Annotated in this window: 8 protein-coding genes; 2 read left to right on the top strand and 6 right to left on the bottom strand. The window is 67.6% G+C overall.

The features are described from left to right. Positions 1-109: 109 nt before the first annotated feature. A complete protein-coding gene (locus V2J18_RS03875; protein WP_141233456.1) occupies positions 110-343 on the top strand; it encodes a hypothetical protein in 234 nt (77 codons plus the stop codon). A 157-nt stretch (positions 344-500) separates the two neighbouring features. Here the strand turns inward: V2J18_RS03875 and V2J18_RS03870 are convergent, their stop codons facing one another. The 3 genes from V2J18_RS03870 to V2J18_RS03860 all read right to left on the bottom strand — a co-directional run bounded on the left by V2J18_RS03870 (position 501) and on the right by V2J18_RS03860 (position 5,303). Further along, positions 501-1,211 carry an HAD family hydrolase gene (locus tag V2J18_RS03870; RefSeq protein ID WP_064747816.1) on the bottom strand — a complete coding sequence of 237 codons (711 nt, stop codon included), beginning with the start codon at positions 1,209-1,211 and terminating at the stop codon, positions 501-503. A 281-nt stretch (positions 1,212-1,492) separates the two neighbouring features. Continuing rightward, entirely contained in the window at positions 1,493-1,876 is a 384-nt protein-coding gene (locus tag V2J18_RS03865; RefSeq protein WP_141233455.1) for a transposase, read from the bottom strand. Positions 1,877-3,455: 1,579 nt separating this feature from the next. Continuing rightward, positions 3,456-5,303, bottom strand: coding sequence for a prealbumin-like fold domain-containing protein (locus V2J18_RS03860; protein WP_064747814.1), 1,848 nt, complete (start codon positions 5,301-5,303; stop codon positions 3,456-3,458). Between the two features lie 39 nt (positions 5,304-5,342). Between V2J18_RS03860 and V2J18_RS03855 the strand changes: the two genes are divergently transcribed. Further along, the gene (locus V2J18_RS03855) at positions 5,343-5,696 is read left to right on the top strand and encodes a hypothetical protein (RefSeq protein ID WP_336131045.1); all 354 of its coding nucleotides are present in this window, start codon (positions 5,343-5,345) and stop codon (positions 5,694-5,696) included. Here the strand turns inward: V2J18_RS03855 and V2J18_RS03850 are convergent. The 3 genes from V2J18_RS03850 to V2J18_RS03840 form a co-directional block, all read right to left on the bottom strand. Continuing rightward, on the bottom strand, positions 5,651-9,340 hold the full coding sequence (locus tag V2J18_RS03850; RefSeq protein ID WP_336131044.1) for a TonB-dependent receptor: 3,690 nt from the start codon (positions 9,338-9,340) through the stop codon (positions 5,651-5,653). The genes V2J18_RS03855 and V2J18_RS03850 overlap by 46 nt on opposite strands. 17 nt (positions 9,341-9,357) lie before the next feature. Then, positions 9,358-19,842: an OmpA family protein gene (locus V2J18_RS03845; protein WP_336131043.1), complete on the bottom strand. Its 10,485-nt coding sequence runs from the start codon at positions 19,840-19,842 to the stop codon at positions 9,358-9,360. Between the two features lie 952 nt (positions 19,843-20,794). Next, complete coding sequence (locus V2J18_RS03840) at positions 20,795-21,160, bottom strand: EF-hand domain-containing protein (RefSeq protein WP_336131042.1); 366 nt, start codon at positions 21,158-21,160, stop codon at positions 20,795-20,797. Positions 21,161-21,258: the final 98 nt, after the last annotated feature.

Raw genomic sequence — 21,258 nt, 5'->3', positions numbered from 1 at the left:
GCGACCGCCGGGCCGTCGCCCTGGGCTGCGCGTAAGTGTTGGGCCCTCGGCGGCTCGTCCGCCTGCCGATATGCATTAAAGGCCGTTGCGCCGGATGTGGGCACGGGGAATGTTCTTAGTCGCCGCCGCCGACCGCGCGCACGATGCGGTCGCGCGGCGTTTTTCGAGGCGGATCGCGCACGCGAACGATGCTCCGCGCATCGTCGGCGGCGCGAAATTCGGCACAGTTTCGGCGTCGAACCGGACGACGACGCCCGCCTTGCGCGACGCGAATGCAGCACACAACACGGCGCATCCGCATGTCGCCATCGCCGGGCGACGTCCGCGACAGGCGGACCGATAAGGTCGGACGCTGCTGGAGAAAATCGCGACCGCAGCCGCGATTCAGGCCGGTGCGCTGGACCCGATCCGGTCGAAAACGCTCGCGCGCCCGTCGTTCGCCCGGTCGAGTGCTCGCCGGCGATCGCAGCCGGCGTCCATCCGGCCGGAGGCGAGCGGCCCTAAGCCCCGCGATCGAAGCGCGCGATCGCTTCGGCGATCGCTGCGGCGCCGCTGACCGTCTGCAGGCGCGGATGCTCGCCGCTCATGCCGTGTTCCATCTCGTGCGCCCAGGTCACGTGGTAGGGCATGTGCACGCCCCAACCGCCGAGGGCGACGACCGGTTCGATGTCCGAGCGCAGCGAGTTGCCGACCATCGCGAACCCCTGCGGGGCCACGCCGAACTCGGCCAAGACCCGCGAATAGCTCGCCTCGTCCTTCTCCGACACGATCTCGATGCGGTGGAACAGGTCGGCCAGGCCGCTGAGCGCGACCTTCTTCTCCTGATGGAACAAGTCGCCCTTGGTGATCAGCACGATGCGGTGCTCGCGCGCCACCGCCTCCACCGCCTCGCGGATGCCGGGCAGCAACTCGACCGGATGATCGAGCAGGTCCTTGGCCAGAGCCACGATACGGTGGATGTCGGCCGCGCTGATCCGCGACTGGGTGATGTCGATCGCCGCCTCGATCATCGACAAGGCCATGCCTTTGACGCCGTAGCCGAACAAAGCGAGATTGTTGCGCTCCACCGCGTACAGGCGCTGGCGGATGGCGGCGTTGCCGATGTCGACCCAGGCCGAGAGGATGCGTTCGAACTCGACCGCCGCCTCCTGGTAGTACCCCTCGCTGTGCCAAAGCGTGTCGTCGCCGTCGAAGCCCACCAGTTGCAACATAGTCCCGCCCTGATCGAAGGCGGTCGGCCAGCGCCCGCCGGAAGAGGACCCGCCGCCTGCCGCGGATCGGATCGCAGAGCGGCAATTATCGCCCAGCCCTGCCCCGACCGCCTGTGCGGCCCTGGGTGGATGGCGCGGGCGGCCGGACGACCGGACCGGGCGAAGCAGGCGGGCCCGCGCCCGAACGGACGCCGGAACGCCGCCGCCCCGTACGGACAGCGCTCCTGTCGGGGCCGGCCGGGCCGCACCGCGGACCCGCCTGCATAACGCGCAACGCCGGTTCAGTCCTCGCCGTCGAGGCGGAAATCGTTGCGCCGGCCGAGTTTCTGGTGTCGTTCGACCTGGGTTTTCACGTAGCGCGAAATCATCGTCGACAGCTCACTGTCCTGACCCAGCGCGCCGATCACGGCCTGCCACATGCCGCGATAAATCCATCGATTGCTGCGTACGTAGTTCTTGCGCCAGGGACCGTAGACGGCCTGCGGCAACTCAGTCCAGAACCGGCCGGTCGCCATTACCCACAACGCGGCTTCGACGAAACGACGCGCGTCCTCGGTGTCGGTATTGCGGGTATAGACGGTACGCGGCAGCACGGCTTCGATCGCCGCCCACTGCTTTGCGTCCAGCCGGGTGTAGATGGATTCTTCGTGTTCGTCGGGAATCATCGCGGCGATCTCCGTTTGATCCACGACATCGTCAACATGATCGTTATAAGGATGGATAGTGCACACGGCGTTCTACTTATATTTCGAGGTCTTATGGGGGAATCCGGCCGCGCAGCGGCGGGCGATATCCCGCACGCGATACGGATCGGACGACTGGACGCAGTGCATGACCTCCCTGGAATCGGACTGCTTCGATTCGGGCAGCGGCCGACTTCGGTCGGCGACATTCGCGATGGCCGGCACCTCCAGGGCCGGCATGGACGTACGGGCTGCGCCCGCCTTCCGTGGCGCTTTTTCAGTTGAGCCTGCCGGCACCGACGTGTATGGGAGATTCCTTCCCCCGTGTCGCGGCCGGACCCACTGATCCGTTTTCCTCACGGCGTCCAGCGACGGCTTCGGCGACAGGGGGCTCCACCCGATTCCACCCACTGCGCTCGTTCGAATCGACGATCGAATCGACGAAGCCTCGCTGCCCGTACCCTCGCCGGAGCGCGCCCCGGTACGCAACGCAGAATTGAACGAACTTCCGTTTGCGAGTGAGAAATCGAAACCAAGCCGCGAAAGCCTGCGTTCTGCCGGAGGCGATTCGAAATGAAAAATTGATATGTGCATCGACATGCGCGTGTTCACAAGTATTTGACGCCGCTGTCTTTCACAAGGCAAAGCGACATCGTGAATACGGCATCCGGCAGGACGCACGTACTCTTGGGGGATTGACAACGATTACCAGACGCTACCGTTCTTTATCGGCAAACGGGTAGGAACATTCGTCCACACGCCGTCGTCGCTTTTTTCGCGAGCGAATCCAGCTCGATTCGAGGTTGCGACTCGCGTGGCCGATGCGCGAACCGAGGCTCGACACAGACCGGCGCGCATCCTCACGCACACGCCGCTCGCGCAGCCGAAAGTAACGCAGACCAAGCATTGAGCCCGCCGAATCAAAAGCGAACCCGATCGCACTGTCGCCGTGAAAGAACGAACCGATGCCACGGTTCGCGCTGCTCCACACACGGCCGACGCCACGCACCGGCGCGCTCACGCCACGGCTGCGGGCGCAGACGCGAAGCGATGAGATCGACGATGGAAGCATTGGACGCATCACGTTTTGCAGATTGTGCTGATATCCATATCACTGCAAACTTTGTGCCAACCGTCACAAGATAGAAGCAGCCCCAGTCATAAATCCGACACAGACCGGTGAAACGTTTACATCGCCGATTGCCGCGTGCGGCGGTGGGAAAAACGTCGTTTTTCGATGGCCGAACGGCATCGGAACTTAATCTTCTGAACGCTGTCGGTCGCTAATTGACCGTGCACGTCAGTATTTTGAAGCCGGCCCGCCATCGCCGCCGCCGCAATCGCGGCGACGACAGCCGAACCTGCGCGCGTATCGTTCGATAATGGTCTTGCAGGACCCGGCGACTGCCACGCCGGGCCCTGCAAGAAGTAGACGAATGTGCCATCACATCGCGAAACGCTTCTGACGTAACCACCGCTGCGATGGTCGTCGCGGATGAAGCCGGCAGTGTGTCGCGACGGAATACGGGTCGGCCCCGAGGGCCAACGGTTGCGCCCGGCTTCAGTTGACGCTGCAGCTCAGCGTCACCGTCACCGACGCGCCGTTCGCCAGGGCGCCCAGCGCCACGCCGCTTTCCAACTGGGCCAAGGTCAATCCCGCCGGACAGGCGGTACCGGTGCAGACCGGCGGCGCGGTGCAGCTCAAGCCGCTGCGATTGCCGGCCGGATCGCTGAGCACCGCGCCGTTCACCGTATCGGGCCCGTTGTTGGTCACCACGATGGTGTAGGTCGTCGCCGCGCCACGATTGAGCGTGTCGTTGCTCTGATCGGACGGCCCCGATACCGGCGTATTGGTCTTGGTGATCGCCAGATCGGCCAAGGGCGTGCGGGTATTGCTGAAGGTGCAGGTGAGATCGTCGCCGGCCACTGCGGTGAGATTGAAACTGGCGCCGCTGCCGCTCGGGGCCTGGCCACCGGCCAGGGCGTTGCTGCAGCTGTAGGCGCTGGCGTAGTTGGCGAGGTTGGCGCCGGCCGCGCCGGCCTCGGACAGGGTGTAGGCCGCGCCGATGCTGCCGTTGAGCAGCGCTTCGCCGCTGGCGGTGGTGCCGCTGCCGGTGGTGGTGGCGCTGACCGGTCCGCCGGTGCCGGCGATATCCAGTTGGAACTGATCCGCGGCGACGAACCGTCCCAGCGGCAGCGCCTTGCGCAGGCGCAGGATCGGCTGCTTCTGGAACACCAACGGCCCGCTGGTGGTGTCGTTGGCAGTGTTGTAATCGTTGTTGGTCGCATCTGCGTCGCCATCGGGCACGCTGCGGCCCAACGCGGCATTGGCGGTGTAAGCGCCGCTGAGCGTGGGCGAATTGACCGTCACCGGAATGGTGAAGCCGATCGTGCCGCCGTTGCCGCCGGGCGCGGCCGAGCCGGTCAGCGGGGTCGGGTTGAGCGCGCAGGTCACGACCGTGTTGGCGCCGTTGGCAGTGCAGTTGGCCGGCAGCGCACCGGCCGTCCAGCCTGCCGGCAGGGTCGCGACCACGGTGAAGCCATCGTCGCCATCGGTGGCGCCGGGCCCGACGTTGGTCGCGGTCAGCACGATGTTCTGCAACTGGCCGTAGTTGCTGTAGGCCGGCGTCGGCGTGGTCAGCGCGACCGCGATGTCGGGCAGGCCGGTCACCACCAGCGGGCAGGCCAGGTCCTGTTCGTCGGTGCGGGTGGCGTTGGTGCAGGGAGTGGTCACCGCATAGGTGTTGGCGGCGATGCCGGCCGGCGCGATCGGGGTGGCCGAATAGCCGGCGCCGGGGATCACGTAGAGCTCGTTCGCGCCTTCGAACTGCGTGAGGTCGTTGACCCCCGCCGGCCGCGGCGTGCGTACCGCCATGTTGCCGCTGGTGTGGGTCAGCTGCGCGTTCCAGCCGGCGCCGCCGAGGGCCGTGCTCCAGGCGAAATCGACGAAGTTCAGCGCAGCGGAAAAGCGCGCCTGGATGAACTGCCCGCAACGCTGCTGGACACCGTCGATGCCCTCGCCGCCCAAACGCCCCAAATAGCCGACTTTCACGGTATCGATGGTATCGGCGCAGAACGGGCCGCGAAGCGTATGCACCGCGTAGGCCTCGTTGTTGCCGATGAGTTGCGTCGCGGAGGCGGTGCCGGAGCGCTTGACCCAATCGTTGGCGTCCAAGACCAGGGCATAGCACACGTGGGTGACGGAACTGGTCCAGGTTCCTTGGGCGAGGTAATCTCGATCGTAACCGCCGCCCCGACCGACGACCTGGTTCGCGGCGCAGGTGTTCTGCAACGTGACGTCTCGTTGGTCGTAGGTCGGGAAATCGGTAAACGTGGCGTCGTTGGCGACCGTGACGCTCACGCCGTCGGTGCTGATGCTCCCGCAGCGCAGATCGTAGTCGACGGTCATGCCATCGGCGGAATTCGCCGGCCCTATCGCCCGGTCCGTATGGCGGCCGCCGACAACGACGGTATTCGCGGCGCAGTCCCGATTGGCCGTGTTGGGGTGCGCGGACCCGATCAAACCGGGAGCTGTCGCCACATTTCCGATGCCGATGCCCTGTTGGGCCGCAACGCCGCCGCTCGCCAGTCCAAGGCCGACGCAGACAACCACACGGGCGCGAATTCTCATGCCACCGTCTCCAACTATCTCTGTGTCGCCGACCGCAGGACCGCCGGTCGCGACAAGTTCATCGCGACCGATGGCCCCCTGGCTCACGCGTCGGAGACCGCATCGTTTCGCGGCAATCGGCGCTATCAGTACGTCCCCACCAGGTTCAAGAACCAGCCCTTGTGGTCGTAGTCGAAGTTGGTCAGGTCGTCGCTGAACTCGGTGAAGTTGTAGCCGACGCCGACGCGGAAGTTGCGGCCGATGTCGCGGTCGACGCCGACCAGGAAGCCGCGGCGGGTGCCGCCGTCCTTGACGTCGAGCCAGCGGTACTCGGCCAGCGCGTGCCAGGTTTCGGCGAACTCGTAGCGGGTCTGCACCGCGGCGAAGGTCGTGGCCGAATCGGCCCACTGCCCGGTCAGGCGGCCGTAGCGCACCTCGCCTTCGCGGCGCGCCAGCTTGCCGGCGAACTCCCAGTGGTGGTTCGGGTTGTAGATGCCCTCCAGCGACAGCACCTGGGTCTTCTGGTCGTAGAAGGCCACGTTGTCGCCGATCTGCGGCAGCGCCGACACGTCGTACAGGTACGTGTACTTGCCCAGCAGCGCGTACTTGGTCGTGTTCCACGGCCGCCAGGCGAAGCCGACGTTGCCTTCGATGAACTTGGCCCCGGCCTGCGGGTTCAGCTCGTCGGTGGTCTTGGAGTAGTTGAAGCGGCCGGCGACGCGGAAGCTCTCGTTGAACTTGTGGGTGATGTGGTTGGTGGTCACCCACTGCTCGCGCTGCTCGGCGCCGCGGTCCTCGCGCCACTCCAGCTTGCTCTGCCACTGGGTGTCGTTGGAGGTGTGGCCGCCGCTGACGCTGACCGCGCGCCGGTCGACTTCGCCGATCGCCTTGTCCAGGGTCGCGCTCTGCAGGGTGAAGCCGATGTTCCAGCCCTGGCTGGGATAGAAATCCATGCCGAAGGTATGCGCCAGGCCGGACTCGTTCGGCGCCTTCAGGAACTGGCTTTCGTTGAACATGTTGACCTGGTTCGACAGGCGCCAGCGCTGGCCCAGGGTCCAGCCGGAGTTCAGGCGGTTGTTGAACAGCGGGTCGTAGTCGGTGCGGTCGGTCGAGTAGGTGTAGCTGCCGTAGACGGTGTGGTCGGGCTGGATGCGGTACTCGGCGTTGACCTGGGCCGCGTCGCCGCGGTCGCCGGTGGTCAGTTCGGCGCCGACGCTGGACAGGTTGCCGAACACGTACTTGCCGCCGAGGGTGAAGGCGTCGTTGTCGCGGTAGCGGCCGCCGTCGTCGTCCAGGGTGACCTGGGCGGTGCCGTACAGGTCGAAGCTGCTGCCGAAGCGGTGCTTGTACTGCAACGCGCCGAGCACGCCGGCGGCGTCCAGGCCGTTGCGGTCTTCCTCGACCCGGCGGATTTCCGCCGCCCAGGTGGTGGCGTCGGTGATGCGCCATTCGCCGGTCAGCTGGGCCTGGGTCAGCGCGTCCTCGCCGCGGGTCGCGCGGCTGTAGCGGCCGTAGATGTTGAAGGTCGGGCTGAACTGGCCCAGCACTTCGAAACCGCGTTCCTCGACCTTCTGGCCGATGTCGTAGCGCGAGATCGAGTAGCCGGCGTCGACCTGGCGCCACCAGGCGCCGGCCGACCAGTCCAGCTGGGTCCAGCCCAGTTCCTTGAAGTTGGCGCGCGCTTCCACCGCGCTGGCGCTGCCCTCGCGGGCGCCCAGGCCGGAGTTGATCTCGCTGAAGCTCAGGCCGCCGTTGTCGGAGTAGAAGATCGGCGCGCTGGTGGCTTCGGTCTGGCTGTGCTCGAGCTTGAGGTAGGTGCCGCGGCCGGCCTGCAGGGTCAGGTCGGCGCCCTTGAGGGTGTAGTCCTCGCCGGCGCGGTTCTCGTCGATGTAGGTGCCGCCCAGCGCGACGTGGTCGCCGAACCAGTGCTTGCCGCGGAAGCCGGCGGTCACCGAGTCGGCGTCGAAGCCGTTGGGCACGAATTCGTAATCGACCAGCAGCACCTGGCTGAAGCCGTCCAGCGGCGCGTCGCGGGTCAGGGTCGGGATGTTCTCGCGGGTCACCTGCGCCAGCGGACGGGTCAGCAGCAGGCGGCCCTGCATCTCGTCGATCTCGTAGTCGGCGCCGCGGACCAGGTCGATGCGGTTCTCGACCCGGCCGGTGGTGGCGTCGCGCACTTCCAGCACGACCTTGTCCGACCCCGGCAGCACGTCGGTGTGCTTGAGGTAGTACAGGCTGCCGCCGGTGCCGAGGAACTCGCTGTGGCCGGGCGCGGTCTGCGCTTCGGAACCGAACAGGCGCAGCTCGCTGCCCGGCTCGCCGAGCGCGGTGCTGCGGCGGCTGCGCCAGTTCAGCGCGCCGCCGTACAGCGAGCGGCTGTACTGGCCGAACTCGGTGCCGGTGATGCCGGTGTCGTAGTTGCCCCACAACGCCTGGCTCTTGTCCCAGTCGACCCGGACGTACAGCCGGCCCATGGTGTCGACGTCGCGGTAGGTGGTCGAATCGTCGCCGTAGACCGGGTAGTACAGGTCCGGGTCCAGGCGGCGGAAGATGTTCTGCGGATCGGCCTTCCAGAAGCCGTTGAACAGCTGCTCGACTTCGCGCTCGCGGGTGTCGGCCTGGGCGGTGACCAGGTACTTGCCCTTGATCTTGCCCTTCAGATAGAACGCCAGGCGGCCGTCGACCACCAGGTCCTTGTCGAAGTGCTCGTCGCCGGCCAGCGGTTCGACCGAGCCGGAGGTGCTGCCCTTGGACGCGGTCAGGTCGGCGATCGCGACGGCGAACATGTAGCGGCCGCTGACGTCGATGTCGAGCGTGTGCTCGATCTGGCCGCCCTCGCCCTTGAGCTTCAGGTCGTATCGGTGGCGGCCGATCGGCTCCAGGTACTCGGCGACCAGCTTGCGCTCCAGGTCGACCGGGAAGCTGCGGCCGTTGATGGTGACCGCGTAGTTCTCGGGGATGTTGCGGCCCTGGATGCGAATGCGCGAGCCGTAGATGCCGATGTTCTGCTGACGCAGGGTGCTGCTGCCGAAGGTCGATTCGGTCAGGCTGCGGCGCTGCGCCTCGTCGATGCCCAGCGCGGTGCCGTCCTTGCGCTCCATCGCGTTGCGCAAGGTCTGCAGGCCGCGCTCGGCCTCTTCCGGGCGCACCAGCTGCATGCGCTGCGGGTAGGTCTCGTCGACGCTGCCGTCGGCGCCGTAGGCGCGCACCAGGTACAGCAATTCGTCGCCGGCGCGGGCGGCGTAGCCGGCCGGCAGGGCACCGTCCCATTCCACGTCGCTGACCGCGGCGACCGGCAGCTCGACCTTGGCCAGCGGATCGACCAGGTCGGTGTCGGTGGCGCGGTAGATCAGCACTTCCGCGCGCTGGATGAACGAGGAGTAGTTGTTGTAGGCGTAGAAGCGCACCGGCTTGAGGATCCGGGTGCCGTCGAACGAGACCAGGCTGGTCGCGCTGACGTTCATCTCCGGACGGCCGAGGGTGGGGTCCTCGGTCGCCCAGATCACCCCGCCGTTGGGCAGGCTGACCGACCACTTGCCGATCGCCACCGCCTTGCCCGGCTGCTCCAGCGCCACCGACACCCGGCGGTCCGGCTGCAGCGCCTCGGACGAGGACTGCTTGTTGGTGCCCTCGGTCACCGGCTTGCTGTAGCTGCGCGTGCGCAGCTTGAACAGCAGGCCGTCTTCGCCGCTGCAGGCCGCCTCGGTGCACTTCACCGCTTCGGCGGCGCCTTGCTCGGCCTGAGTGGCGGCTTGCCCGGACTCCTGCGCGACTGCGAGCGGGGTCGCCCCCGCCAGCAGGCTGATCAGGGTGTAGTCCAGCAGTTTCATCTTCATCTTCATGATCCGCCCCCTCAGTTCCGCTTCACGCCGACAGGGGCTGTCGGATCGTTACTGGACTCGACCCGCACCTTGGCGCGAACCTCGGGGCTGAGCCGCTGAGCCAATGCCTCGTAGACCGCCTTGGCGCGCCGCATGCCGAGCGCGGTGTTGTACTCGTAGGACGCACGCACGTCGGTGTGGCCGACGATGGCGATGACGCCGCCCTTCATGCTGTCCAGGGCCTTGGCGACCTTGTCCAGCAACGGCTCGAACTGCGGCTTGATGGTCGACTTGTCGGTGTCGAACAACACCGTGCCGAGCAGCGCGCCGCCCTCGCCCAGGCCGACGATCAACGAACCCGGATCGTCGGCGTCGCCGCGCACGCTGACCTTCAGCGCCTGCGCCGCATCGGCCGGCAACTGCTTGATCAGCGCATCCTTGACCGCGCTGGCGCGATCGAAGGCCAGCGACTGCGTATCGCCGTTGGCCACGATCACCACCTCGCCGCCGCGGTGACGCTTGACCTGCTCGGCCATCTTCTCCACCGCCGGCAGGTACTGCGCCCGCACTTCGGCGCTGCCCGGGGCGAAGAAGACTTCGCCCAGTTCCATCTCGACCTGCTCCTGGCCGCCTTCGATCAGCCCGGCCGGCAGCTTGACGCCCCAGTCGAAGCGGACCGGCAGGCCCGGGGTGACGCGACGCACCAGCGGGTTGTCGGTGGTGAACACGCTGCCCGGCGGCAGGGTCGCGGGATCGACCTTGAGGATGAAGTTGCGGCCGCGCTCCAGGGTGCCGACATCGACGCCCTCCAGGTGGTAACGGCCGAACTGGTCGGTCTCCATCAGCAGGCCTTCCACCGAAGCGATGCGCACGCCCGGGATGCCGCGTTCGTCCACGCCGGTGTTGCTGACGACGTAGTCGACCACGTAGCCGCCCTCGCCCTGGCTGACCCGACGTTCCACCGTCGGCGCCGCAGCCGTGAGGTTCTTGGCCGCATCGCCGCTGCGCTCGATCCGGGTGGCGCCGGCCGCGTCCATGCGCACGGTCACGCCCTGCTGGGTGGTCAGCGTGAACTCGTCGTTGAAGCTCAACGCGTTCAGGCGCTGACGGATCACCACGGTGTGGGCCGAGACCGGATCGGCGTCGGACTGCCGGCCGGCGATGCTGCCCAGGGCGATGCCGTGCAGCATCGGCGAGCTCGCATCCGGTTCCGGCGTCGGACCGGCGCCGCGATCAACCGTGGTCGAGTTCGGCACGTAAGCCTCCGGCGCGAAGCCGCCCTGGACCTTGATCCCGTCCATGGCCGCGCTGTCCTGCCAGCCGTCGCCGTCGCGGTCGTCGAACACCGTGCCCAGGATCAGCGACTCGTCGAGCAGCGGATCGGCGATCAGCTGGACTTCGGCGGTAGCCACGTTCGAGACCACCTTGCCGTTGTCGCGCATCAGCGCATGGTTGGTGTGGATGCCCGGACGCACGCCGGCGCCGACCCGCAGCAGGTAGGTGAACGTCGCCCGCTCACCGGCGGCGATGTCGACCTGGTCGACCTGGATCGGATAGGTACCGACCAGGCGGCCCGCGCCGTCGCGATCGGCCACGCTCAGCGAGCCGTCGACGAAGCTGAAGCCGGCCGGCGGCGTATCGACCAGGGTCGCATCGGTCGCATCGACGGTGCCGGTGTTCTCGACCGTGACCGTGTAGCGGACCAGGTCGCCGATCTTCACGTCGCGCGGCGAGGCCTGCTTGATCACCCGCAGGGTCGGCGGCGGCGCCACCGTGGTGCTGGTGGTGCAGCTGCCCTGACAGGTCGGGTTGTCCGTGCCGGTGCCGACGACGGTGTTGTCGACCGTCTCCGACGCCTGCGCGTTGACCCGCGCGGTGTAGGTCACCGTGTAGTTGCCCGGGACCGTACCGGCCGGCAGCGTGCACACCAGTGGGTTGGCCGCATTGCAGGTGTAGCCGTTGCCGCCGGTCACCGCGACGAAGTCCAGGCCCGAGCCCAGCGTGTCGGTCAGGGTCAGAGCATTGCGCGTCGGCGCATTGCCCACGGTGGTGGTCAGCGTGTAGGTGATCGTGTCGCCTTCCGCCACCGGGCCCTGGGTGCTCGCAGTCTTGTTGTAGGTCACCACCGGCGGCGCGACTTCGGTCACCGTGGCGCAACCGACCGTCGAGCAGCTCGGTGCATCGGTACCGGTACCGACCACTGCATTGTTGACCGTACCGCCCGCCTGGCCATTGACCCGCGCGGTGTAGCTCATGGCGTAGCTGCCCGGCACCGTACCGGACGGCAGCGTGCAAACCAGCGGATTGGCCGCGTTGCAAGTGAACGGACCGGCATTGGTCACCGCGACGAAGTCCAGACCCGAACCCATGGTGTCGGTCAGGGTGGTCACGTCGGTGGTCTGCGCGTTGCTGATCGTGACCGTCAGGGTGTAGGTCAGCGTATCGCCCACCACGACCGGACCGGCGGTGCTGACGGTCTTCTCGTAGGTCACCGCAGGCGTGGCCACCGGGGTCTCGGTGCCGCACGGGGTGGTGGTGCAGGTGCCCTGGTTGGCAGTCACGGCATTGTTCACCGAACCGGTCGCCTGAGCATTCACCGACGCGGTGTAAGACACCGCGTAAGTGCCCGGCAACGTGCCCGTCGGCAGCGTGCACACCAGCGGATTGGCGCCGTTGCAGCTGTACGAGCCTGCACTGGTCACCGCACCGAACGTCAGGCCCGTGCCCAGCGTGTCGGTCAGCACCAGGTCCGTGGTCAGCTGCGAGTTGGTCACCACCGCCGTCAGCGTGTAGGTGATAGTGTCGCCCACCACCACCGGGCCAGCCGTGCTTGCGGTCTTGGTGTAACTCACCGCAGGCGCGGCCACCGGGGTGTTGGTCGTGCAGGTGCCGCAACCCGGGTTATCGGGGCCGGTCGGCACCACCGTGTTGCCCACGCTGCCCGTCGCAGACGCGTTCACCGTCGCGGTGTAGCTCACCGCATAGCTGCCCGGCGCCGTGTTGGCCGGCAGGGTGCAGGTCACGTTGTTCGCACCGCTGCTGCTGCAGGTGTAGATGCCGGCGTTGGTCACCGCACCGAACGTCAGGCCCGTGCCCAGCGTATCGGTCAGCGTGGTCACACCGGTGGTCTGCGAGTTCGACACCACCGTGGTCAGGGTGTAGGTGATCGTGTCGCCCACCGCGACCGGACCGGCCGGGGTCGACGTCTTGTTCACCGTCACCGCCGACGGGGTCACCGGGGTGTTGGTCGTGCAGGTGCCGCAACCCGGGTTATCGGGGCCGGTCGGCACCACCGTGTTGCCCACGCTGCCCGTCGCAGACGCGTTCACCGTCGCGGTGTAGCTCACCGCATAGCTGCCCGGCGCCGTGTTGGCCGGCAGGATGCAGGTCACGTTGTTCGCACCGCTGCTGCTGCAGGTGTAGATGCCGGCGTTGGTCACCGCACCGAACGTCAGGCCCGTGCCCAGCGTATCGGTCAGCGTGGTCACACCGGTGGTCTGCGAGTTCGACACCACCGTGGTCAGGGTGTAGGTGATCGTGTCGCCCACCGCGACCGGACCGGCTGGGGTCGACGTCTTGTTCACCGTCACCGCCGACGGGGTCACCGGGGTGTTGGTCGTGCAGGTGCCGCAACCCGGGTTATCGGGGCCGGTCGGCACCACCGTGTTGCCCACGCTGCCCGTCGCAGACGCGTTCACCGTCGCGGTGTAGCTCACCGCATAGCTGCCCGGCGCCGTGTTGGCCGGCAGGGTGCAGGTCACGTTGTTCGCACCGCTGCTGCTGCAGGTGTAGATGCCGGCGTTGGTCACCGCACCGAACGTCAGGCCCGTGCCCAGCGTATCGGTCAGCGTGGTCACACCGGTGGTCTGCGAGTTCGACACCACCGTGGTCAGGGTGTAGGTGATCGTGTCGCCCACCGCGACCGGACCGGCCGGGGTCGACGTCTTGTTCACCGTCACCGCCGGCGGAACATAGGTATTGGTGATCGAACAGGTTGCCGTCTCGCCGATAGCCAACGTCAGATCGTTACCCGAAAGCGTTCCTCCAGTGCAGCTCCAGGTGCCAGCCGTGTAGGTGACGTTGGCGGGACCGCCTGCTTCAGCCAGCACGTAAGTACCAGCATCGACAGCACCCGTCGCTCCACCGGCACCACTGATGGTGGTCGGCCCAGTCGCGCTGAGTGTCCAATCAGTCGCCGTTGCCGAACCGCCGGATACCACCTTGACCAGGGTCAGCGTCGCCGCCTGGTCGTCGTTGACGATCGTGCAGGTCGCGCTTTCGCCGTTGGCCAGGGTCAGGCTGTTGCCCGACAAGGTGCCCGCGGTGCAGCTCCAGCTACCGGCGGTGTAACCGGCCACGCTGGCTTCGGTCAGGGTGTACACGCCGGCGCTGACCGGCGCATTGGTCACCGCCGCGGTGCCGCTGACGCCGGTGATCGTGGTCGGGCCGGTCGCGGTCAGCGGGAAGTCGCTGATCGTCGCCGTGCCGCCGTTGTCGTTGGTCACCGTCTTGACCAGGGTCAGCGTCGCCGCCTGGTCGTCGTTGACGATCGTGCAGGTCGCGCTTTCGCCGTTGGCCAGGGTCAGGCTGTTGCCCGACAGGGTGCCCGCGGTGCAGCTCCAGCTACCGGCGGTGTAACCGGCCACGCTGGCTTCGGTCAGGGTGTACACGCCGGCGCTGACCGGCGCATTGGTCACCGCCGCGGTGCCGCTGACGCCGGTGATCGTGGTCGGGCCGGTCGCGGTCAGCGGGAAGTCGCTGATCGTCGCCGTGCCGCCGTTGTCGTTGGTCACCGTCTTGACCAGGGTCAGCGTCGCCGCCTGGTCGTCGTTGACGATCGTGCAGGTCGCGCTTTCGCCGTTGGCCAGGGTCAGGCTGTTGCCCGACAGGGTGCCCGCGGTGCAGCTCCAGCTACCGGCGGTGTAACCGGCCACGCTGGCTTCGGTCAGGGTGTAGACGCCGGCGCTGACCGGCGCATTGGTCACCGTCGCGGTACCGCTGACGCCGGTGATCGTGGTCGGACCGGTCGCGGTCAGCGGGAAGTCGTTGATCGTCGCCGTGCCGCCGTTGTCGTTGGTCACCGTCTTGACCAGGGTCAGCGTCGCCGCCTGGTCGTCGTTGACGATCGTGCAGGTCGCGCTTTCGCCGTTGGCCAGGGTCAGGCTGTTGCCCGACAGGGTGCCCGCGGTGCAGCTCCAGCTACCGGCGGTGTAACCGGCCACGCTGGCTTCGGTCAGGGTGTAGACGCCGGCGCTGACCGGCGCATTGGTCACCGTCGCGGTACCGCTGACGCCGGTGATCGTGGTCGGACCGGTCGCGGTCAGCGGGAAGTCGCTGATCGTCGCCGTGCCGCCGTTGTCGTTGGTCACCGTCTTGACCAGGGTCAGCGTCGCCGCCTGGTCGTCGTTGACGATCGTGCAGGTCGCGCTTTCGCCGTTGGCCAGGGTCAGGCTGTTGCCCGACAGGGTGCCCGCGGTGCAGCTCCAGCTACCGGCGGTGTAACCGGCCACGCTGGCTTCGGTCAGGGTGTACACGCCGGCGCTGACCGGCGCATTGGTCACCGTCGCGGTACCGCTGACGCCGGTGATCGTGGTCGGGCCGGTCGCGGTCAGCGGGAAGTCGTTGATCGTCGCCGTGCCGCCGTTGTCGTTGGTCACCGTCTTGACCAGGGTCAGCGTCGCCGCCTGGTCGTCGTTGACGATCGTGCAGGTCGCGCTTTCGCCGTTGGCCAGGGTCAGGCTGTTGCCCGACAGGGTGCCCGCGGTGCAGCTCCACGCGCCGGCGGTGTAACCGGCCACGCTGGCTTCGGTCAGGGTGTAGACGCCGGCGCTGACCGGCGCATTGGTCACCGTCGCGGTACCGCTGACGCCGGTGATCGTGGTCGGACCGGTCGCGGTCAGCGGGAAGTCGTTGATCGTCGCCGTGCCGCCGTTGTCGTTGGTCACCGTCTTGACCAGGGTCAGCGTCGCCGCCTGGTCGTCGTTGACGATCGTGCAGGTCGCGCTTTCGCCGTTGGCCAGGGTCAGGCTGTTGCCCGACAGGGTGCCCGCGGTGCAGCTCCAGCTACCGGCGGTGTAACCGGCCACGCTGGCTTCGGTCAGGGTGTAGACGCCGGCGCTGACCGGCGCATTGGTCACCGTCGCGGTACCGCTGACGCCGGTGATCGTGGTCGGACCGGTCGCGGTCAGCGGGAAGTCGCTGATCGTCGCCGTGCCGCCGTTGTCGTTGGTCACCGTCTTGACCAGGGTCAGCGTCGCCGCCTGGTCGTCGTTGACGATCGTGCAGGTCGCGCTTTCGCCGTTGGCCAGGGTCAGGCTGTTGCCCGACAGGGTGCCCGCGGTGCAGCTCCACGCGCCGGCGGTGTAACCGGCCACGCTGGCTTCGGTCAGGGTGTAGACGCCGGCGCTGACCGGCGCATTGGTCACCGTCGCGGTACCGCTGACGCCGGTGATCGTGGTCGGACCGGTCGCGGTCAGCGGGAAGTCGTTGATCGTGGCGGTGCCGCCGTTGTCGTTGGTCACCGTCTTGACCAGGGTCAGCGTCGCCGCCTGGTCGTCGTTGACGATCGTGCAGGTCGCGCTTTCGCCGTTGGCCAGGGTCAGGCTGTTGCCCGACAGGGTGCCCGCGGTGCAGCTCCAGCTACCGGCGGTGTAACCGGCCACGCTGGCTTCGGTCAGGGTGTAGACGCCGGCGCTGACCGGCGCATTGGTCACCGTCGCGGTACCGCTGACGCCGGTGATCGTGGTCGGACCGGTCGCGGTCAGCGGGAAGTCGTTGATCGTGGCGGTGCCGCCGTTGTCGTTGGTCACCGTCTTGACCAGGGTCAGCGTCGCCGCCTGGTCGTCGTTGACGATCGTGCAGGTCGCGCTTTCGCCGTTGGCCAGGGTCAGGCTGTTGCCCGACAGGGTGCCCGCCGTGCAGCTCCAGCTACCGGCGGTGTAACCGGCCACGCTGGCTTCGGTCAGGGTGTACACGCCGGCGCTGACCGGCGCATTGGTCACCGTCGCGGTACCGCTGACGCCGGTGATCGTGGTCGGACCGGTCGCGGTCAGCGGGAAGTCGTTGATCGTGGCGGTGCCGCCGTTGTCGTTGGTCACCGTCTTGACCAGGGTCAGCGTCGCCGCCTGGTCGTCGTTGACGATCGTGCAGGTCGCGCTTTCGCCGTTGGCCAGGGTCAGGCTGTTGCCCGACAGGGTGCCCGCGGTGCAGCTCCAGCTACCGGCGGTGTAACCGGCCACGCTGGCTTCGGTCAGGGTGTACACGCCGGCGCTGACCGGCGCATTGGTCACCGCCGCGGTGCCGCTGACGCCGGTGATCGTGGTCGGGCCGGTCGCGGTCAGCGGGAAGTCGCTGATCGTCGCCGTGCCGCCGTTGTCGTTGGTCACCGTCTTGACCAGGGTCAGCGTCGCCGCCTGATCGTCGTTGACGATCGTGCAGGTCGCGCTTTCGCCGTTGGCCAGGGTCAGGCTGTTGCCCGACAGGGTGCCCGCGGTGCAGCTCCACGCGCCGGCGGTGTAACCGGCCACGCTGGCTTCGGTCAGGGTGTAGACGCCGGCGCTGACCGGCGCATTGGTCACCGTCGCGGTACCGCTGACGCCGGTGATCGTGGTCGGGCCGGTCGCGGTCAGCGGGAAGTCGTTGATCATGGCGGTGCCGCCGTTGTCGTTGGTCACCGTCTTGACCAGGGTCAGCGTCGCCGCCTGGTCGTCGTTGACGATCGTGCAGGTCGCGCTTTCGCCGTTGGCCAGGGTCAGGCTGTTGCCCGACAAGGTGCCCGCGGTGCAGCTCCAGCTACCGGCGGTGTAACCGGCCACGCTGGCTTCGGTCAGGGTGTACACGCCGGCGCTGACCGGCGCATTGGTCACCGTCGCGGTACCGCTGACGCCGGTGATCGTGGTCGGACCGGTCGCGGTCAGCGGGAAGTCGCTGATCGTCGCCGTGCCGCCGTTGTCGTTGGTCACCGTCTTGACCAGGGTCAGCGTCGCCGCCTGGTCGTCGTTGACGATCGTGCAGGTCGCGCTTTCGCCGTTGGCCAGGGTCAGGCTGTTGCCCGACAGGGTGCCCGCGGTGCAGCTCCAGCTACCGGCGGTGTAACCGGCCACGCTGGCTTCGGTCAGGGTGTACACGCCGGCGCTGACCGGCGCATTGGTCACCGCCGCGGTGCCGCTGACGCCGGTGATCGTGGTCGGGCCGGTCGCGGTCAGCGGGAAGTCGCTGATCGTCGCCGTGCCGCCGTTGTCGTTGGTCACCGTCTTGACCAGGGTCAGCGTCGCCGCCTGGTCGTCGTTGACGATCGTGCAGGTCGCGCTTTCGCCGTTGGCCAGGGTCAGGCTGTTGCCCGACAGGGTGCCCGCGGTGCAGCTCCAGCTACCGGCGGTGTAACCGGCCACGCTGGCTTCGGTCAGGGTGTACACGCCGGCGCTGACCGGCGCATTGGTCACCGTCGCGGTACCGCTGACGCCGGTGATCGTGGTCGGGCCGGTCGCGGTCAGCGGGAAGTCGTTGATCGTGGCGGTGCCGCCGTTGTCGTTGGTCACCGTCTTGACCAGGGTCAGCGTCGCCGCCTGGTCGTCGTTGACGATCGTGCAGGTCGCGCTTTCGCCGTTGGCCAGGGTCAGGCTGTTGCCCGACAGGGTGCCCGCGGTGCAGCTCCACGCGCCGGCGGTGTAACCGGCCACGCTGGCTTCGGTCAGGGTGTAGACGCCGGCGCTGACCGGCGCATTGGTCACCGTCGCGGTACCGCTGACGCCGGTGATCGTGGTCGGACCGGTCGCGGTCAGCGGGAAGTCGTTGATCGTCGCCGTGCCGCCGTTGTCGTTGGTCACCGTCTTGACCAGGGTCAGCGTCGCCGCCTGGTCGTCGTTGACGATCGTGCAGGTCGCGCTTTCGCCGTTGGCCAGGGTCAGGCTGTTGCCCGACAGGGTGCCCGCGGTGCAGCTCCAGCTACCGGCGGTGTAACCGGCCACGCTGGCTTCGGTCAGGGTGTAGACGCCGGCGCTGACCGGCGCATTGGTCACCGTCGCGGTACCGCTGACGCCGGTGATCGTGGTCGGACCGGTCGCGGTCAGCGGGAAGTCGCTGATCGTCGCCGTGCCGCCGTTGTCGTTGGTCACCGTCTTGACCAGGGTCAGCGTCGCCGCCTGGTCGTCGTTGACGATCGTGCAGGTCGCGCTTTCGCCGTTGGCCAGGGTCAGGCTGTTGCCCGACAAGGTGCCCGCGGTGCAGCTCCAGCTACCGGCGGTGTAACCGGCCACGCTGGCTTCGGTCAGGGTGTACACGCCGGCGCTGACCGGCGCATTGGTCACCGTCGCGGTACCGCTGACGCCGGTGATCGTGGTCGGGCCGGTCGCGGTCAGCGGGAAGTCGTTGATCGTGGCGGTGCCGCCGTTGTCGTTGGTCACCGTCTTGACCAGGGTCAGCGTCGCCGCCTGGTCGTCGTTGACGATCGTGCAGGTCGCGCTTTCGCCGTTGGCCAGGGTCAGGCTGTTGCCCGACAGGGTGCCCGCGGTGCAGCTCCACGCGCCGGCGGTGTAACCGGCCACGCTGGCTTCGGTCAGGGTGTAGACGCCGGCGCTGACCGGCGCATTGGTCACCGTCGCGGTACCGCTGACGCCGGTGATCGTGGTCGGGCCGGTCGCGGTCAGCGGGAAGTCGTTGATCGTCGCCGTGCCGCCGTTGTCGTTGGTCACCGTCTTGACCAGGGTCAGCGTCGCCGCCTGGTCGTCGTTGACGATCGTGCAGGTCGCGCTTTCGCCGTTGGCCAGGGTCAGGCTGTTGCCCGACAAGGTGCCCGCCGTGCAGCTCCAGCTACCGGCGGTGTAACCGGCCACGCTGGCTTCGGTCAGGGTGTACACGCCGGCGCTGACCGGCGCATTGGTCACCGTCGCGGTACCGCTGACGCCGGTGATCGTGGTCGGACCGGTCGCGGTCAGCGGGAAGTCGTTGATCGTCGCCGTGCCGCCGTTGTCGTTGGTCACCGTCTTGACCAGGGTCAGCGTCGCCGCCTGGTCGTCGTTGTTGATGGTGCAGGTGGCGACGTCGCCGAAAGCCAGGGTGAGGGAATTGCTGGAAACCGGCGCGCCGCCGTTGACGACGCAGCTGTAAGTCCCGGCGGTATAGCCGCTGGGGCCGCCGGTTTCGGAAAGGGTGTAGGCGCCGGGTTGCACCGGGGCGTTGGTGACGGCGGTGGCGCCGGTGGCGCCGGAAATATTGGTCGGTCCGGCCGCCTGCAGGGTCCAGGCGGTGGCCACGGCCGTGCCGCCGTTGTCGTTGGTCACCGTCTTGACCAGGGTCAGCGTCGGCAGGATCGAGTCGCTGTCGATCGCGCTGTTGCAAGGCGGATTAGCGACATTGCAGGTCGGGTCGGTCACGCCGCTGGGCGGCTGGACGGTCGCGGTATTGGAAGCCGTTTGCGCAGCAACGGGTCCGGAAGAGAACAGCAACGTCGCAACGACCGCTGCCGGCATGATCAGGCGACGGCTCACCGCAGTCGCGAGGGCTTGGAATTTGGCGATCACGCTGTCTACTCCCGGGTTGTCGCCGGTTCCCCAACTCAAGGGACGGGCGACGTGTCACTTCACAGATTCAGAAAACCGAAACCGCTTTCCTGCCCGGGACGACCGTCGCAGGCGGGATCCCGCTGCAACGCTCGACCCGATATCGCGCCTCACCTGCCTGAACAGGCGAATTCGGCAAATCAGGAAAAAAGGCCGTGGCCACGCAGCCTGCCAACGCAAATTCCGTGCCATGCGTCTCAATTCGTAAAACCGGTGATACCGATATCAACGCCGCTGACGACAACTGCCGCAAAGCGTCAGTTCCGTCACAGTTTTCGACAATTAGAGACTTGCGTCTCAAAATCACCCCTGCCGAATCGCGGCCAGAAACGCGCGCACGCCGCCCCCTCGCGGGGACGGCAGCAGTCCGCGTGAACGAAGAAATCAGGAACGGGCACTCAGATTCGCCACGAGCCATACCCCTCCCCCCGGGACTCGTATCGCGTCTTTCCTTGATAAGCAGCGCGCTCCGCAAGGGGAGCGACCCCGGCTTTCCGAATCGAGCCCGATGTCGGATCGCACGGGACGGCTTGAGCGCCGAGGGGCTCTAGGCCCAGAAATATGATTGGGCGCTCAATTTCCGTGCAACGATCCGCCTCTCTGAGGCCGATTGCTATTGCCGATGGCAACCAGCCTGCACGCAAATCTGTGCTAAATGGCGACCGTTCGTCACCTGAATGTCTACTGCGTCACTTAACTCAATGGCTGGGGAGACTCTCGGAAGAATCCATCATTCCACCCCCACCCGCCCTCGGGGCCGGCCGCTGCCCCGCCCCCATTGCGTTGCGTCCGCGGCGCCCCTGCCTGCCGCAGCCCCGTCCGGCCGCTCCGGACTGACCGTCCCCACAACAAAAAGGCGGCCCGAAGGCCGCCCTCACACCACGCAGGAAAATCTGCCCCCAAGGCAGCGCGGTCAGCCGCCGCTATTGCCGGGGCCGCCGCTGGATTGGACCTTGGCGACATAAGACTTGTATTCGTCCGGGGTCAGCGAGCCGTTGGCGTCGGCGTCGGCCTGATCGAAGACCTGGCCCAGGGCCGGCACGGCCGCGGCCTCGCTCTTGCTCAGGTTGCCGTCCTTGTCGCCGTCCACATCGGCCCAGCTCTTCTTCTGCGGCGCGGCGGCCGGCTGGCCGGCGGCGGGCGTCTCGCTTTGGGCGGCGGTCGCCGGGGACGCCGCATCGCTCGCGGTCGGCGCCGACTGGGCCAGCGCCAGCGGGGCGGACAACGAAGCGACCACGGCCAGAGCAGCGAGCAGCGACTTGCGGGAATGAAGATTCATCGGAGTCTCCTGATGCTTATTAAGAGGATGCGGATCGCGCGGCCCTCGGCCGGTGGCGTGGTGTCCGCCGTGGGCGCCTGCCGCACGAGACCCACCTT

This window comes from Lysobacter firmicutimachus, assembly GCF_037027445.1.
GTDB classification, from domain to species: Bacteria; Pseudomonadota; Gammaproteobacteria; order Xanthomonadales; family Xanthomonadaceae; genus Lysobacter; species Lysobacter firmicutimachus.
The sequence above is the reverse complement of the archived record's forward strand: the minus strand, read 5'-3'. Positions and strand labels throughout refer to the sequence as shown.